The following is a 16009-nucleotide window of genomic DNA, read 5'->3' on the forward strand; positions in this document are numbered from 1 at the left end:
ACTACGCCATGCTGGAACAACCAGCTATGGCGGCATAACTTAAACCAAATGGCCTCCGGCAAACCCGGGGCGGTTCACTTGAGCACTAGAGGCGGTTGCCGAGTCACTTACTGCATTGTCTTGAGTTCCCAGCGCAGGTTCAAGCGTTCATCAAAAAGGCTTTTGAATCCGAGAAAGATCGGATATAGCCTCTCGCTCGTCGGAGCTCGCATTCGTGTCGTGTCTCACGGAATCCGAGTGAGCGGCCAGGCAACGCCGCCCCGACACAAACTCCCGTTTCCTTTTGAATCAGAGGTCGGCCGGATCGCTTCCGCGCCGGCTAAATGCGAGTCGCGACCATGTCACTCCGACGAAGCAGGATTGCGCTGTTCATCGATGGCGCCAATCTTCATGCCACCGCCCGCAACCTAGGCTTCGATATCGACTACCGGCGCCTTTTGCATGAATTCCAGAGCCGGGGCACCCTGGTTCGCGCCTTCTACTACACGGCTCTGGTCGAGGACCAGGAATTCTCCTCGATCCGGCCGTTGGTCGATTGGCTCGACTACAACGGGTACAGCGTCGTCACGAAGCCGGTGAAGGAATTCGTCGACCCATCCGGACGGCGGAAGGTCAAGGGCAACATGGACGTTGAGCTCACGGTGGACGCCATGGAACTCGCCGGCGAACTCGATGAGATGATCTTGTTCTCCGGCGACCGGGATTTTCGTTCGCTGGTCGAGGCGGTGCAGCGCAGCGGGGTCAGGGTCACCGTGGTGTCTACCATCTCCACGCAGCCGGCGATGGTCGCCGACGAGCTCCGCCGACAGGCAGACGTGTTCACCGACCTTCTGGAGCTACAAGCTAAAACGAGTCGCGTCCCTCCGGATCGTCCGCCCTCTCGCGACCCAGAGGGTACCAGCGGAGTGAGGGCGCGGCGGCCTCGCAAGCCATCGCTGCCTGCGGAACCAGACTAATCTAATCCGGATCCGTCCTGTGCGGCTCGCAGCGCCCTGCGAGGGACTGACTGCGAGAGCACCCCGCTCCCGTCTCAGCGATGGCTGGAAAAAGTCTGTTGCCCACCTACCTGCCGCTGAGAGACAGGCTCATGCGAGTGACGACGTTGTCCCAGGCTCGCTCCTCTTCGGCGGGATAGTTGATCAGCACGCAATGGACCAGCCGTCCCGAGAAGTTGCACCGGTTGTACCAGACCTTGTCGCCCTTGTAGCTGGACACCGCGAAGAAGCGGGGTGTCACCCGCTTGTACTGGATGCGCGGGGGCGGATGCTTCTTCGCGAGAAAGGTAGCGGGTGAGTCGTTCGCCTCGTTGGGCGCGGCCTGGATCGTGAGGTCGGCGCGACCATCTGCGGTTCGGAAGCGCTGACCGTAGCCGTCGGGTCGACCAGCTTGTTCCGTGAAGATCGAGGATGGAAAATCCATGGAGGTGCCGGTCTGTGGAATGGTGTACCTGGTCCATCTCTCCGGTTGGGCCGAGGCCATCGATGTCGACGCACCAAGTACGAACGCGAGAACCAGCGACGATTTCATCACGTTTTCCCTCCGGCTCAGGACGGGAAAAGCCGGCGAGGCCGAGTACGTTCCAAGCGAGACACTCCGAAACCACCCGCGAGATCGCCTTCCCCGGAGTCCTTGCTCGATCGACTGCGTGCGTCGGAAGAGCCACCACCTAACTAAGCTGGTCATGACGCACGCACTCGGACGCGCAGCCCCAGGCTGAGCCGTTCGTATGTGATCTCGCCTCCAGCTGCTGCGTGAGCAGCTGCACGATCCGAGAGCCCAATCCGCCCGGGACGGCTGCGGCCGAAACGCCAACTCCGTTGTCGGAGACCGACAGCTCGATTCCTTCCCTGTCTGACGGTGAGACGGTGATATGGCCCGCGGTCTCGTCAGGAAAAGCGTATTTCAGCGAGTTGGTGACGAGTTCGTTGGTGATGATGCCGATCGCGAGTGCCTGGTTGTGCGGCAGCGAGAAATCCTCGCATGAGACTTGGAAAGCCACAGGCGCGGAAGGCGCCAGCGACTCGAACACCTTTTCGACCACGTTTCAGGAAATAGCGCATGTTGACGGAGCGCGAGTCCTCCTTCGGCGAGAGATGGTCATAGACCTCCGCCATCACCTGCAGCCTGCGTGCGGTAGCTTCCAGCGGACGCGCGAGCTCGGGCCCGCCATGACGAGCCTCCAGCCGGATCATGGCCCCCAGGACCGCGAGATTGTTCTTGGTCCGGTGCGCCAGTTCCTGCAGCAGCAAGGCTTTGGTCTTGTCCGCCATCATGACGCGGCGGAGCTCGATGCGCTGAAATTCGGCTACGAGCGCCGTCGCGGCTGCGGTGATCGAGAACAGCGCGTTGGTCGACAGGTAGTCGAGCGCGAATGCGCCGGGATAGCTGAGGTAGGCCCCCACTGTGACGGCGATGAGCGCCGCCAAGATGCCGGATCCGTGGTCGAAGATGGCCCGAGATGAACACGCCCGGCAGTAAGGCCCATCTGAAGCACGACACAGACCACCATGATGCAGGCCGAGATGCCGTATCGAGCAACTCTCGAATCTGGTGCTCCAAGACCAGCAGATAGAGCCTGTTCATAGATGTCAAACAGCTGGTGGTGGACTGACGTTCCGGCCGCAGCTGCAGCAATTCAGGGCAGAGTCTGCGGGAACACATCCCGGAAGCCGACGCTACGCGTGGACAGATCACGTTAATTCAGCCCGGCCGCTGGCAACCATTCGAGCGCAGCTGCGGAAATCGTTCCGGTTCTGACGAGCGTCGATGAACTGCTCCTCGCAGGCCATCTGAACGACTTCGGGATGAATAGTTCGATCTGCCTGAGGTTTGGTTCCCGTTAGTCGTGCGCCGCCTCGAAGCATTCACAGCGGCTTTCGTCATCTTTCTCGGCCAGCAAGCCAGACGCTCAACCTGGGCCAGCGACGAATTCCACGGGCGTGCCTTTCGATACTTGGGCGGCGACGCGCTCAGCGTCCCAGTTCGTAAGACGCACGCAGCCGTGCGATTCCGCTTTCGAAACCTTTCCCGGTTCGGGCGTGCCATGGATCCCATATCCTTCCGCCGACAAGCTGATCCACACCGTGCCGACCGGATTGTTGGGGCCTGGCTTGATCGTGAACGGCTTGTCGGAACGCACTCCCTTGAAATGATAGCGCGGATTGTAGCGATATGTCGGGTTGGAGCTGACCTCGGTGACCTTCAACGTGCCCGATGGCGAGGGCTTCTCTTCGCTCCCGACGGTGGCCGGGTAGAAGCCGATCAGGGCATTGGACTTGTCGAACAGCTTGACGCTCTGGCGCGTCTTGTCCACCTCGACCTTGTCGGCCTTGGCTGAATCATCGCCCTCGCGCCGGCCCGTGTCCACCACCGCGATGTTTTCGTCCGCGCGGTCGAACTTCTTGCCGGGATTGAGCGCGGTCAGAAGCTGCTCACTCATGTGAAACTTCTCTGCGATCGCCTCTCTGGGGCTTGTAAAGCTAAGCTTCGGAATGTCTTTCATGTCCTCCATCTTGGAGGGCAACTTCTTTAGGAATGGACCTGCCACATCCCTATCAGTGATCGCGTAATCCGAGATGATCGGTCGATTGTCCGTGCGCAGCGTCTTCCAAACTTCGTCCGTGGGCCGATCGCCTGTAGGCAGTTGTTGAGCCTCCGCGTAGGCCGCCAAGGCCTTCCTCGCGTTCTCTCCGAATTTGCCATCGATCTCGCCTGGCGAAAAGTGCGCCCTGTCGAGCAGGACCTGCAGCTGGACGGCGACAGGGGTCATTTTGTCCGTGGAGAGCGGCTTATTTGACGGCTCTGCAGAGTTGACAGACTCGACAGTTAATTCGGCACCCATTGCCGGGCCGAGGGCCAATACTGCGGCAAAAATCAGTATCAGGTTTGCTCTCAGAGACGACATGCGATGACCTTTCACCTGCTCTACCCGAACGCAAAGAAGCCAGAGCGCACCACGCAAACGACCACCGCGGAAAGAAGATACGACAGGGCAAGCAGGGTCCATTTGGGACGCGAGCTCCGAACGACGATTCGCTCCACGATCGCCTCCAACCGGCTCAGCATTTGTTCGGAGCAAGCTGGGCAAGGTAATCGAAGCCGCAGCGGGCGTGCTCTTCGACTTCCCCGTCGGGGCCCACCCATCTCCGTTGCAGATTAACCTCGAGCGCGCAGGGACGGCTGTCGCCGGCACCCACAACATCCACGCACAAGACGGACGAAGCTGTCTCTGTCGCGGTCGACAAGGCTTCGGCCATTCTCAAGCTCCAGACGCGGACATGTAAGTTCTTTAGCAACTCCTTTGGGTGACGAAAGTTTCCACTTTTTCCCGGCCGACCCCGGATGTACTCCGCTGGGATCGCTCGGATCGGAGCGGAAACCCTTCTTGGGCACTTTCGGGTGTAACGGCAACGCTCCCGAGCTGATCCCCCCTCTTCGGAGGCCGCGGCGCCGACGGCTGATGATATGATCCCTCGCTGCGCATCAGCCAAACGATGTCGCCCAAGAGGTGCCTAGCTGCTTTCAACTGGAGCGAACTACGTGGGACACCACCTCGTTCGGCGGCATGATGCTTTTCCCGGGCTTTGCAAGCGGAGGATATGCCGAAGCCAGGGCCGCAGCGAGCAGCTGCGCTTGCGACGCGGTGCATGGGATGTCGGGAGAGCGTGATGCGCGGGAGGACGCTCCATGGCTGCGCCACCTCCCCTGGCTTTTTCGGTCCAATCCCCGAGCAGTTGGCCAATTCCGCCGTTGATCGACCCACCGGCTCCCGCGCCGCCAAGAAGGGCACCGAGATTGGAGGGACGGATGAGCCCCGGCGGACGTCCCAGAGCGGTGCCTCCCAAGAGCTCGGCTAGTTTGTGTCGCTTCTGTAGCCGGCCATCGCCAGCATCCCCAGTAAGGCCGTCATTGATGGCAATCCGCGGCTCATGGTCAACTCCTCCAAGCAACGCTCGAAAAGCTCACTTCGCACTAGAGCGTTCCGAGCGGTTCGCTTCGGTGCTGGCTGAGCCATCGCGGCTTCCGCAGAGTCGCGTCGACGCGCGTCCGCCGCTCCAGGAACATTTGCTGCGCCGAACTGTTCGCCGACTACCTTCAAGCTGGTGCCGCCTCAGCGATTGGGTTGCTTTCCGTGGCAGAGACAGAGCGTCCCCAAAATCCATTGCAGGAAAGCGTTCCGGCCGCGGAGGCGCCAGCCATCGCCTCAGTTCTGTCGTTTCAAATAGGGGTCGTCGTAATAGCGGCGCTGTATTTGGCGCGCGAAGTGCTCGTGCCGATCACGGCCGCAATACTTCTTTCGTTCGTGCTGTCCCCACTAGTCGATCTCCTCCGACGGTGGCGACTGGGACGGGTACCTTCTGTGCTGATTGCTGTTTTTGCCGCGATTGCCATCATCGGTGCGATTGGGACGTTGATCGGATCGCAGGTCGCACAATTGGCACCCCGCGCACCTGAATATGCAGGCACGATCGAAAAGAAGATCGAAGCCGCCCGCACCTACCTGGCCGAAAAGGCTTCTGGCCTGCTTGAGCGTGTGGGTTACGATGCGAAGCCGGGACAGACGGCACCGCAAGGCTCGGCTGGAGCCGAGCAGCCCGTGAAAGGTGACCAGCCCGGCTCAAAGCCAGAGAGATCGAGCCCGCTCGAGCTACTCCAGAAGTATCTCTCTCCTATCCTATCGCCGTTCGCAACGCTGGGAATTGTCCTCGTGATCTCGATCTTCGTGCTGCTGCAGAAGGAGGATCTGCGCGATCGGATGATCCGGCTGTTCGGTGCGACGGACCTCCATCGGACGACGGTGGCACTGGACGACGCCGCACAGCGGCTGAGCCGATACTTCCTGGCTCAACTCGGATTGAATTCGGCATTCGGTGTGATCATCGGCGGAGGATTGTTCTTCATCGGCGTGCCTAATCCTGTGCTGTGGGGCATTCTTTCCGGGCTGCTGCGGTTTGTGCCTTACATCGGCTCGTTCATATCAGCGGGCTTGCCCATCACGCTCGCGACAGCCGTCGATCCGGGATGGTCGATGGCGATCTGGACAGCGGTCCTCTATGTCGTGGTCGAACTTGGAGTAAGCCAGGGCATCGAACCGATCCTTTATGGCCACAGCACCGGCCTTTCGCCACTCGCGGTCGTGGTATCTGCGATCTTCTGGAGCTGGCTCTGGGGCTCGATCGGCTTGGTGCTCTCGATGCCGCTTACGCTGTGCCTGGTCGTGCTCGGCCGATATGTCGATCGACTAGAGTTCCTGGACATCCTGCTTGGAGATCGCCCGCCGCTCACGCCAATCGAGAGTTTCTATCAGCGCATTCTGGCGGGAGACGCGGACGAGGCCCAGGATCACGCCGAGCTGCTGCTGAAAGAGCGATCGCTGTCTTCCTATTACGACGAAGTCGCTCTCAAAGGCCTGCAGCTGGCGGCTAACGATGCCGAACGTGGCGTGATCGGGCAAAGGCATCTTGAACGTGTGCGGAATACAATAAACGGACTCATCGGCGAACTGGCCGAGCACGAGGATCAAAATCCGCCCTCACGAGACACTCAGCCTGCCGGCACACCCAGAGATCAACGGGACATCCCAAGTGATTCCCCGCCCGAACACAGTCCCCGCCAATCCGCACTTCCGGCGCGATGGCAAGGAGCGGCGCCCGTGCTGTGCCTTGCCGGCAAAGGGCCGCTCGACGAGGCCGCGTCTGCAATGTTGGCGCAACTTCTTGGCAAGCATGGTCTTGGCGCGCGGGTCGCTAGGTACAACGCCGCATCGCGCGAAACCATCACCGCGCTCGACGTGACAGGTACCGTCATCATCTGCATCTCCTACCTCGATATCCGAGGCAACCCTTCGCACCTGCGCTATCTCCTGCAACGGTTGAAGCGAAGAGCGGCGGGCGTACCCATCCTTGTCGGATTGTGGCCGGCTGAAGATGACGTTGTCAAAGACCGGCAGGTTCAGACCCTGATCGGCGCGGATTACTACGTCACCTCGCTCCGCGAGGCGGTGAACGTGTGTGTAGCGGCGGCTCGTAAGGAGATCGCGCCATGCAGCACTGCCGCGGTGGGGGCATCACAAGCGAGCTAGATCGAGGCCGCGGCACGTTCCTTCGGCCTGACGTCGAGCCTACCGCAACAGCTTTGCCCCTCGTCGGCTCTGTTGCGTGGGAACCCTTCCCGCGGAGGTCTGTTCAGCCGGTGAATGGCACAGAGGTAAGCCGAATGTCACACGATCTCAGCTCCTATCGGGGCGGACTTGTCGCTCTCCTATGTCCGTCCGAAAGACGTGGCCCCGCGGATCTACCGGCGATCTTTCCACGAGGATGTTGGTGGCGCTGACCACGGGGTTGGCTCTGTGGGTCGTCTCTACGGCCTGATGCGCGGCGATTGAGTCATCGTCGCTGCAAATGCGGTTAGGGCTTCGTTGCCCGGGATCGTCCTCGGTTGCAAAATCCGCGACTGGCGTGCGCCTAGGGCGAAGCGATACAGGAACGATCGTGATCGGACCAAAGTTGTCCCGGCTCGTGAGGCGAGGATGACAGAGGCATGACGAAACACCCGGACATTTCAGAGCGGCAGTCGATCGGTCGGTCACTCGCGTCCACATTGGCGCTTCTCGGCATTGCGGTCGTCTGGGATCGCTTGCTGCCGACGGCCCAGGATCGGCAGGAGAGCCCATCCATTGTTCCCTTCTCGCACCCTGGATCAGAGGGGGCTGAGCAGGACCGCGGCCGCCAGGCGACAACCCCCTCGGAGATCCCGGCGCGGGGATGGAAGGACATCCTTCTGCGGGTCTACACGAACATCTCCAGGCACCGTGTCCTGGCGCTGGCGGCGGGCATGACCTACTACAGCATCCTCGCCATTTTTCCTGCCATCGCCGCGCTTGTCGCCGTTTATGGCCTTTTCGCCGATCCCACCAGCATAACGCGGCACCTGGATCAGCTCGGCGGATTTCTGCCGGGCGGTGCGATCGATATCGCTCGCGAGCAGCTCACCAAGGTGTCCTCGAAGGGTTCGCATACCCTGGGCATTACGTTTGCGATCGGCCTTGTCACTTCGCTTTGGAGTGCCAACGCGGCCATGAAGTCCCTGTTCGATACTTTGAACATCGTCCACGGCGAGGAGGAGAAGCGTGGTTTCTTCAAGCTCAACGCCATCTCACTAGCTTTTACGCTCGGTGGCATCGCCTTCATCATCGTCGCTCTTGGATCTGTCGTGGCAGTGCCGGTTTTACTGAGCTATGTGGGCTTGTCGAGTGCAGGCGAGCTTCTGCTCCGGATCGGACGGTGGCCAGCGATGTTCCTTATCCTGGCGCTCGCGCTGGCACTAATCTATCGCTACGGCCCAAGCCGAGAGACGGCGCGTTGGCGGTGGGTCACCTGGGGAAAGCGCGATCGCGGCTCTGCTCTGGATCGCGGTTTCCGGAGCCTTCTCCTGGTACGCATCGAACTTCGGCAAGTTCAACGAAACGTACGGTTCGCTTGGGGCGATCATCGGCTTCATGACTTGGCTGTGGATTTCCGCCATTGTCATCCTCCTGGGCGCTGAGATCGATGCGGAGATGGAGCATCAGACTGCTCGAGACACCACTACCGGCGGTGAAAAACCGTTGGGACAACGTGGGGCTCGGGTAGCCGACACGCTGGGCTCCTCGCCACATTGACGTGTCCTCGAATTGCCGGCAGGCCTGCTACGTTCTCTTCGGAACGGGCTATTCGTCTCTCTCGTTGGTGAAAAGCTTCCCGATCGACACGATAAAGATAGACCGTTGCTTCGTTGGAGGAGTCAGTGAAAGCGTTCAAGACCGCGCTATTTCCGTAGCCATCATCACGCTTGGAAAGGCGCTTGGTCTCACCGTAGTTGCCGAAGGGGTCGAGACCGCCCAACAAGACGCTATTCTAAAGGATTTCAAGTGTCATGAGTTTCAAGGTTTTCTGTTCAGTCGCCCGGTTTCGGCGGACGGAATTTCGCGGTTGCTAGGTGCCAGCGATAGCCGCATCGAGCAGGTAGCATCTCCATCCATCCTCGCTCGTTGCAGCGACGACGTCGAGCGACCCCGTGTTATTCGGGAACAGGACAGCTGTAATCCGAATGTGGCCGCCATAGACCGCGGCATCACAAACTCTTTGATAAAGTTCGGAGCTGTTCGCCGAACGTAGAATGGCTTCGTTCGTGGCGTTCAGTGCCGCGAACATGAGTTCGTGGTTCATGGTCTCCCCCACAAACAGCCTAGTTCGTCCAGGGAAACAAGTGGTTTTAATCGATGCTTTAGGGCATCTTAACGAGGTGCTAGGTCATTCGATCGCCTGGGCCGCGCGGCGGTTTTCGCGCCCTGCATAGGTACGCGCCGAGCGACAATTCTGCAGGAGCTTCCCGGGCGAACCAGCTGCTGCCGCGGGTTGAGCGTGCGCTGTGCGCGCTACAGGCTGCTGAAGGCAACCAGTCAGCACAAGTTTTCGCTGTCTGTCAGCAATACGATGCCCTTGCGAGGCAGCTTCTCTCCGCAGTTTGATCCGCATCGATTGCCCGTTAGTTGCCCGCCAATAACATCGGTCGCCACCGCTGCGATCCGAACAACAAGGGATGGACAGCCGGGTGGCAAGTTCCGGGGAAACGCGCCCGAGTGCCGGCGAGGTGCTGCGCGTCGAAGGCCTGACCGTCCAGTACGGCGCCCTCGTCGCGCTGCGCGACGTGAGCTGGTCGGTTCATAGCAACGAGATCCTCGGCATCATTGGCCCGAACGGCGCCGGCAAGAGCACCTGCTTTGCAGCCGTTACCAACGCCGTGACGTATCGAGGCCGTGCCTTCCTCGATAGCGGCGACGTGTCCGCGCTCCAAACATTCGATCTCGCCAGCCGCGGCCTGCGCCGAACCTTTCAGCAGAACTCGTTCTTCGGCGAGTTGACCGTTCTGCAGAATGCCGTTTCGGCGATCTTCCGCGACTTCTCGACCAATTTGATGACCTCGCTTTTCGCACCTTGGCGGCAGGCCACGACCCGCCGCGCCGCCGAGATCGCCGCGGCACAATTGCTCGATTTCTTCGGGATCCCAAGACAGTACCATGACCAGCTTCCGGGCGACATTCCCTATGGCGTGCAGCGGCTGCTGTCGGTGGCACTTGCCTATGGCACCGGAGCAAAAGTGCTGCTGCTGGACGAGCCGGCCGCCGGCCTCAGCGGAGGCGACATGAAGAAGCTCGCCGATGTTCTGATCGGGTTGCGCAAGCGCGGGCTCGCCCTTGTCGTGATCGAGCATCACATGGACCTGATCATGTCAATCGCCGACCGCATCGTCATGATCGACCAGGGGGCCATGCTGGCGACGGGAACGCCGGCCGAGATCCAACGCGATGCCCGGGTTCGCGAAGCCTATCTGGGGCGCGACGAATGACCGGCGTGCTGAGCAGCGACAATCTCTCGGTCCGCTATGCCGGCAATGTTGCGGTATCAGGCGTCAATATCGACGTTCCAGCCGGCCGGATGATCGGCCTCGTTGGCGCCAACGGAGCCGGTAAGACCACGCTGGTCAACGCGCTGGCCGGCTGGTCACGCGGCCACGCCGTTGTAACAGGCCACGTCCAGCTCGAGGGCCACAACATCGAGAAGCTCGCCGCCCACCACCGGGTGGGACGCGGCCTCACGTTGGTGCCCGAGGGCAAGAACATTTTTGCCGAACTGACGGTTGATGAGAACCTCGCGCTGGTACGCGCGCCGGCCGACACGACGGGCAGACACCTCTTCACCATCCCCGAGGTCTTTGACTTCTTTCCTCGGCTCGCAGAGCGCCGCTCGCACAAAGGCGCGGCGTTATCCGGCGGAGAGCGGCAGATGCTTGCGGTCGGGCGCGCCCTGCTCGCCGGACCACGCGTGCTGATGCTGGATGAACCTTCCGCAGGGCTCGCGCCTCGCCTGATCACCGACCTGCTCTCCCGCATCCGCCTGCTGGTGGATCGCGGGCTGCCGGTGCTGCTGGTCGAGCAGAATGTGAAAGCGGCGCTCAAGGTGGTCGATCACCTCTATCTGCTGGAACGCGGGCGCGTAGTCGGCGAAGGTGCGGCCGCCCTAATGGCGACCGATCACCGCATCATCGAGGCCTATCTCGGCACCATCGCGGATGCGCCTACATGAACGTCGCGCAGCAGATCATCAATGGGATCGTGCTCGGTTCCGGCTATGCTTGCATCGCGCTCGGCTGGACCATTTTGCTAGGCGTGGCGCGCCTCGTGAATTTCGCCCATGGTCAGCTCTATATGCTCGGGGCGTTCGTCACCTGGTACGCCATCACCAAGCTAGGTCTGCCCTATCCGCTCGCCATCCTCGTGGCAATTGTGGTGCTCGGAGCAACCGGCCTTTTAATGCAAAGCGCGATGATGCGCCTGGTGATGACCCAGAACCTGACCAGCCTGATGATCGTGACACTCGGGCTCGGCTATGTACTCCAGGGCCTAAGTGCCCTGATCTTCGGCGGCAATCCGCAAATTCTCCCCGGAACATTGGCGCGCGCCAAGGTGGATCTTGGTACGCTGTGGTTCACTTGGCAGGACGTGCTTGTGCTTGTAGTGACGATTCTGCTCTATGGCGCCGTTTGGGTATTCACGCAGCGTACCCGCTTCGGCGCGGTCATTCGCGCTGTCGCCGAGGACCCCAAGCTCGCGGAGCTGTTCGGGATCAACGCCAAGACAGTCTATCTGCTCGTCTTCATGTTCGAATGTTCTGCGGTGGCTCTGGGCGCTGCGCTGGTTGCGCCCCGTTCACCGATCTTGACCAGCATGGGCTTCAACGAGGTTATCATGACCTTCGTCGTTGTCGTGCTAGGCGGTATCGGCTCGATCGGCGGCGCGCTCGCGGCCGGCATCGGGCTCGGCCTGTTTACGGCTTTCTTCGGCGCATTCGTTGCGCCCGCCTACACGACGGCGGCTGCCTTTGCGCTACTGCTGGCTTTGCTGGTAATCCGTCCCGCGGGGCTTGCGACCAGATGACCACTATCGAAGCCCCCCGGCCGCTATCGATCCCGTTCCTGCGCCTGGTCGCAATCGCGGCTTCCGTCGTCATCGGCTTCTTCCTGCCGCGCCTGCTCGGCGGCACCTCGGTTGTCTACTCGACGCTGACCACGATCGCGATCTTCGCGGTAATGTGCTACGGCGCCGATATCATTCTGTCTTATCTCGGCGAGGTCAGCCTCGGGCACACCGTGTTCTGGGCCATCGGCGGCTATGCAGCCGCGAACCTGTCCGTTAGCTACGGCGTTAACGGATGGATCACAGCTGCGACGACAATCGCGCTGTGCCTCGCGGCAGCCGCCTTCCTCGGCGCAGTCACCTTGCGGACCCGCGAATTCGTTTTCTCGCTCGTGACCTACGCGGCCGCCGTCGTCGCCTACGAGATCGCCTTCAACTGGGACGCGGTGGGCGGTTCCGATGGCATCGTCGGCATTCCGCCCTTAAAGTTGCCTTTGATCTTCACGAATTTCTCCGGCGCGATGCAAGAGGATCTCTGGCCGATCGCCTTCGCTCTGCTTGTGTTGACTTTGGCCTTCATCGCCGGTTTTCGTCGCTCCCGCCTCGGCACCACTGCGCTGATGGTGCAGATGAACCCGGCACTCGCCGCAAGCCTTGGCGTCGATCCACGCCAGATCAGGCTCGCAGTATTCGTGATATCCGCGCCGATCACGGGGCTCGCCGGCTGGCTGTACGCGTATCAGCGCGCCTATGTGGGCCCGGACATGTTCGAATCCTACTTTCTGGTCCTCATGCTCACCGCCATCGTGCTGGTCGGACGCCGCATCCTGCTGGGGCCCCTGATCGGCACCGCACTCCTGATCGCCCAGCAGAACCTTTTCTCGCTCGGCGGTGACTGGAACAAGATCGTGCTGGGATCGGTGCTCGCACTGGTCCTGATCTTCTGGCCCACCGGTCTTGTGGGCCTCTATCGCCGTATTACCAAGAAGTCCTGAAGACGCATATTGGGAGGAATAGCATGCACAAGACGAAACTGGCTCTCGCGCTGCTGGCGGGTCTCGCATCAATGCCGGCGATGGCGCAGGACATCAAGGTCGGCACCATCTTCCCGCTGAGCGGCGGCGCTGGCCCAGACGGACAGACCGTGACTAATGCGGTCAAGTTGATGGTGCAGCAGATCAACGACAAGGGCGGCCTGCTCGGCCGCAAACTCACGATGATCTCCAAGGACGACGAGAGCACGCCCGCAGTTGGTGTCAGCCGCGCCAACGAGATGATTGCCGAGAAGGCCGACGTGGTCATTGAAGGCTGGAACTCACCAGTAACGCTCGCGATGCAGCCGATCCTCGCTCGGGGCAACGTTCTCGACATCACGGCGGTCTCGAAATCGGAGCTGATCCTCAGCGGCGAAACCAATCCGTACGCGATCCGCATCAACAGCTCGAACGGCTTTGACGCTGCCGTGATCGCCAAATATGTCGTCGAGACCATGAAAGCGAAGAAGGTGGCTTTCCTGACTCAGAACGACGTCTACGGCAACGGCTTCCAATCCGCCGTCGAAGCCGAGTTCAAGAAGCTGAATTTCTCCGGTCAGGTCGTCATGACCGAGAAATTCGCATTCAAGGATACTGATTTCCGCGTCCAACTCACAAATCTGAAGGGCGCCAATCCGGACGCGATTATCGTCACCAACTCGTCAAATTCTTCAGGCTTGCCGGCGATGGTCGAGCAATACCGACAGGCCGACGTCAAATCGACCTTCGTCGGCGCCGTCGGCATCATGTTGACTACGGTGTTCAAGGTGGCCGGCGATGCCAATAACGGCGTGATCTCAGCGGACATCTTCTTCCCCGACCTGCCGCCGTTCACGACCATTCCGGAGAGTAAAGCATTCGTGGCTGCCTACACGAAGGCCTATGGAGCCGCTCCCGACAAGAGCGCCGCGCTGGGCGCTGCCGCCGTGCAGGTGTGGGCGCAGGCGGTGGAGTCTACAAAGTCGCTTGATCGCAAGACCGTTGCGGAGGCGATCCGCGGCAAGCCAGTCAAGGGGACGGTGTTCGGCGACATCCAGTTCCTGCCGAACGGGCAGATGCAGCCGCACTATGTCATGTTCAAGGTAGTCGATGGCAAGAACGCCAAGCTCGAGGCGCTGCAGCAATAGCTTCGTACGCGCACTGGACAGTTCTAAGCCCGCCATCCCGTGGCGGGCGCCTCGACCAATCGGAGCGTGACACGGTGCACTCACCGTCTCGTTGGCAGTAGTAATTTGCTCTCAGCATGATCGATTGCCTCCGCAAGTCGAGAATTCTGTGTCCGCATCTGGCTTCGGCCGGTGCTTCCGTGGAGGTCGCTGTCCAATCGCGGTTTACTTGAAGACTGCTGGCGGCGAAACCGCATCCTTCTGCATGACACTAAGCGATCACGGCTGCGGCTTCATTGGCCCTGCTCATTCGGCTGCAGGATCGCTTTTTGTCAATCGGCTTGCAAATTTTGGACGCCGATCCCCCGGCTTAGGGGGGCAATATTGCAGGCCGAATGACAATGGGCGCCGCAATGGCTATTTCTATTTCGACGACATTTCACACCGACGGCTGAGCCCAGGTCAAGTGCCACCGGGAGCAAGCACTATTTTGGCGAAGATGTTCGCGCGGATCATGCGAGGCATAATCTAGGGCTGGCGCGAAGGAAGCGCTCCACCAACGTGAAAAAGGCCGGCAAACCGAGGCGGCCCCTTGGCTAACCAGGTTGGGTCAATTGCTGCAAAATCTGTTGAAACATTTGGGCCGGGTCGCTTTTACCGCCACCGCCAGACGTTGGTTCGTCTTTGCGGCAAACTCCCTCAAGCGCGCCCTTGATGCCGCCGCCGCTCACTTCCGCCAAGTACCCGCCTCACCAATGGCTTCTCTAAGAAGCTTGATAATCACGTTGCGACAGTTGCCTTGTACGTTGCGCATTACGATCTGTGCCGCACTCACGAAGCCCTGCGCACGACGCCAGCGAAGACAACTGGGGGATCGCTGATAAGGCTTGGACGATTGCGCAGCTTGTGGACGGGGCGCCCGCGCTGCCCACGGAAACCCCGCCGGATCGGCGTCGGAAGTTCACGCTAATTGAAGGTGGAAAAACTTGACACCATCACTTTGCGTGGTTGTGCCGGTGCCGTTCGCGCAGCTCTCTGCTTGGGACGGAGGCGTGGGGGACATACGCGGCCTTGTGGTTGGGGTTGAAGGCCCGCCAGTCTGGCAGCAACGGCGGTGCCTTCCCTCAGCATTTTAACGTACTGAAGGGGGCAAAGCCTGCTGATCTGCCAGTCGAGCGGCCAACCAGGTTTGTTCATCAACGTTAAGACGGGCAAAGACCCTTGGGCTTACCCTCCCTGACGCTTTGCTCGCGCAGTCTGATGACGTGATCGAGTGATAGCCGGCGTGGTCACCCATCCTTATGAGACGCTCGAGTTGCCTGCTGTTTCAGACAAAACTTACTACAGCGGAAATTAATCGCAACGATGAATCACTGAGCCTGTTGAACACCGAGTGCCTGAAGCAGGCGCTTGAAGCGCTCGCCCGCCTCAGCAACGCGATCCATGATGCCGACGTCGAGTTCGTCCCGGGAGATCCCGGCGAGGTCCACCAGCCTGTTGGTGGTCGGCTGACGTGTTGCGCGAAGCCGGTCCGCGAGGAAGATTGCAAGCGCACGATAGAAGCGCGCCGCGAAGCCGTCGTCTTGCTCAAGCTTGTTGAGCAGCAGGGTCTTGTCAACGAACAGCGCTAGGCCGTCGGAGATGACTGCGATCGAGGCCGATGGGGGAGCCGAGTCGACGAGTGACACTTCCCCCATGATCTCGCCAACCCCCATGCGAGCGATGTCGCCAAATCCTTTCGCCGTTACTTGAACCTCGCCTTCGAGCAGCAAGATCAGCGCATCCGTCCGCTTCCCCTCTTCGATGAGGACGTCTCCACTCATGATACGGCGACAGCTCCCGTTCCTGCCCAGCCACTCGATGTCGCTATCGGTTAGCAGGCCGAAGATGTAGAGGACCTTACGCATGATCACGCC

13 protein-coding genes and 2 pseudogenes are annotated in these 16009 nt (G+C 60.7%); 9 read left to right on the forward strand and 6 right to left on the reverse strand.

Going from position 1 to position 16009, the window contains the following annotated elements:
• Nucleotides 1–338: 338 nt before the first annotated feature.
• Nucleotides 339–956, forward strand: coding sequence for a LabA-like NYN domain-containing protein (locus tag AC0L3S_RS30580; protein ID WP_473283323.1), 618 nt, complete (start codon nt 339–341; stop codon nt 954–956).
• Nucleotides 957–1062: 106 nt separating this feature from the next.
• Here the strand turns inward: AC0L3S_RS30580 and AC0L3S_RS30585 are convergent, their stop codons facing one another.
• The 4 genes from AC0L3S_RS30585 to AC0L3S_RS30600 all read right to left on the reverse strand — a co-directional run bounded on the left by AC0L3S_RS30585 (nt 1063) and on the right by AC0L3S_RS30600 (nt 3904).
• Entirely contained in the window at nt 1063–1527 is a 465-nt protein-coding gene (locus AC0L3S_RS30585) for a hypothetical protein (protein WP_473283325.1), read from the reverse strand.
• A 139-nt stretch (nt 1528–1666) separates the two neighbouring features.
• Entirely contained in the window at nt 1667–1999 is a 333-nt protein-coding gene (locus AC0L3S_RS30590) for an ATP-binding protein (protein WP_473283327.1), read from the reverse strand.
• Nucleotides 1887–2426, reverse strand: a complete 540-nt coding sequence (locus AC0L3S_RS30595; RefSeq protein ID WP_473283329.1) for a histidine kinase dimerization/phosphoacceptor domain -containing protein — start codon at nt 2424–2426, stop codon at nt 1887–1889. Before AC0L3S_RS30595 ends, AC0L3S_RS30590 begins: the two co-directional genes overlap by 113 nt.
• Before the next feature lie 482 nt (nt 2427–2908).
• Nucleotides 2909–3904 carry a L,D-transpeptidase family protein gene (locus AC0L3S_RS30600; protein WP_473283332.1) on the reverse strand — a complete coding sequence of 332 codons (996 nt, stop codon included), beginning with the start codon at nt 3902–3904 and terminating at the stop codon, nt 2909–2911.
• A 1227-nt stretch (nt 3905–5131) separates the two neighbouring features.
• On the opposite strand from AC0L3S_RS30600, the gene AC0L3S_RS30605 reads away from it, so the two are divergent.
• The 3 genes and pseudogenes from AC0L3S_RS30605 to AC0L3S_RS30615 form a co-directional block, all read left to right on the forward strand.
• Nucleotides 5132–7081, forward strand: coding sequence for an AI-2E family transporter (locus tag AC0L3S_RS30605; protein WP_473283335.1), 1950 nt, complete (start codon nt 5132–5134; stop codon nt 7079–7081).
• A gap of 458 nt (nt 7082–7539) precedes the next feature.
• Nucleotides 7540–8659: pseudogene (locus tag AC0L3S_RS30610) on the forward strand (YihY/virulence factor BrkB family protein).
• 1 nt (nt 8660) lies between these two features.
• A pseudogene (locus AC0L3S_RS30615) lies at nt 8661–8933 on the forward strand (EAL domain-containing protein); the annotation flags it as partial.
• Between the two features lie 39 nt (nt 8934–8972).
• Here the strand turns inward: AC0L3S_RS30615 and AC0L3S_RS30620 are convergent.
• Nucleotides 8973–9206, reverse strand: coding sequence for a hypothetical protein (locus AC0L3S_RS30620; protein WP_473283413.1), 234 nt, complete (start codon nt 9204–9206; stop codon nt 8973–8975).
• A 385-nt stretch (nt 9207–9591) separates the two neighbouring features.
• On the opposite strand from AC0L3S_RS30620, the gene AC0L3S_RS30625 reads away from it, so the two are divergent.
• From AC0L3S_RS30625 to AC0L3S_RS30645, 5 genes are read left to right on the forward strand one after another with little or no spacing between them, the layout of a single operon-like run.
• On the forward strand, nt 9592–10386 hold the full coding sequence (locus AC0L3S_RS30625; RefSeq protein WP_473283337.1) for an ABC transporter ATP-binding protein: 795 nt from the start codon (nt 9592–9594) through the stop codon (nt 10384–10386).
• Complete coding sequence (locus AC0L3S_RS30630) at nt 10383–11123, forward strand: ABC transporter ATP-binding protein (RefSeq protein ID WP_473283339.1); 741 nt, start codon at nt 10383–10385, stop codon at nt 11121–11123. The genes AC0L3S_RS30625 and AC0L3S_RS30630 overlap by 4 nt, the downstream gene beginning before the upstream one ends.
• Nucleotides 11120–11974 carry a branched-chain amino acid ABC transporter permease gene (locus AC0L3S_RS30635; RefSeq protein WP_473283341.1) on the forward strand — a complete coding sequence of 285 codons (855 nt, stop codon included), beginning with the start codon at nt 11120–11122 and terminating at the stop codon, nt 11972–11974. Before AC0L3S_RS30630 ends, AC0L3S_RS30635 begins: the two co-directional genes overlap by 4 nt.
• Complete coding sequence (locus AC0L3S_RS30640; RefSeq protein ID WP_473283343.1) at nt 11971–12948, forward strand: branched-chain amino acid ABC transporter permease; 978 nt, start codon at nt 11971–11973, stop codon at nt 12946–12948. The genes AC0L3S_RS30635 and AC0L3S_RS30640 overlap by 4 nt, the downstream gene beginning before the upstream one ends.
• 23 nt (nt 12949–12971) lie before the next feature.
• Nucleotides 12972–14114 carry an ABC transporter substrate-binding protein gene (locus tag AC0L3S_RS30645; RefSeq protein WP_473283345.1) on the forward strand — a complete coding sequence of 381 codons (1143 nt, stop codon included), beginning with the start codon at nt 12972–12974 and terminating at the stop codon, nt 14112–14114.
• A gap of 1349 nt (nt 14115–15463) precedes the next feature.
• Here the strand turns inward: AC0L3S_RS30645 and AC0L3S_RS30650 are convergent.
• Entirely contained in the window at nt 15464–16000 is a 537-nt protein-coding gene (locus AC0L3S_RS30650; RefSeq protein WP_473283411.1) for a cyclic nucleotide-binding domain-containing protein, read from the reverse strand.
• Between the last annotated feature and the right edge of the window lie 9 nt (nt 16001–16009).

It is taken from the genome of Bradyrhizobium sp. Ken01 (assembly GCF_055807355.1).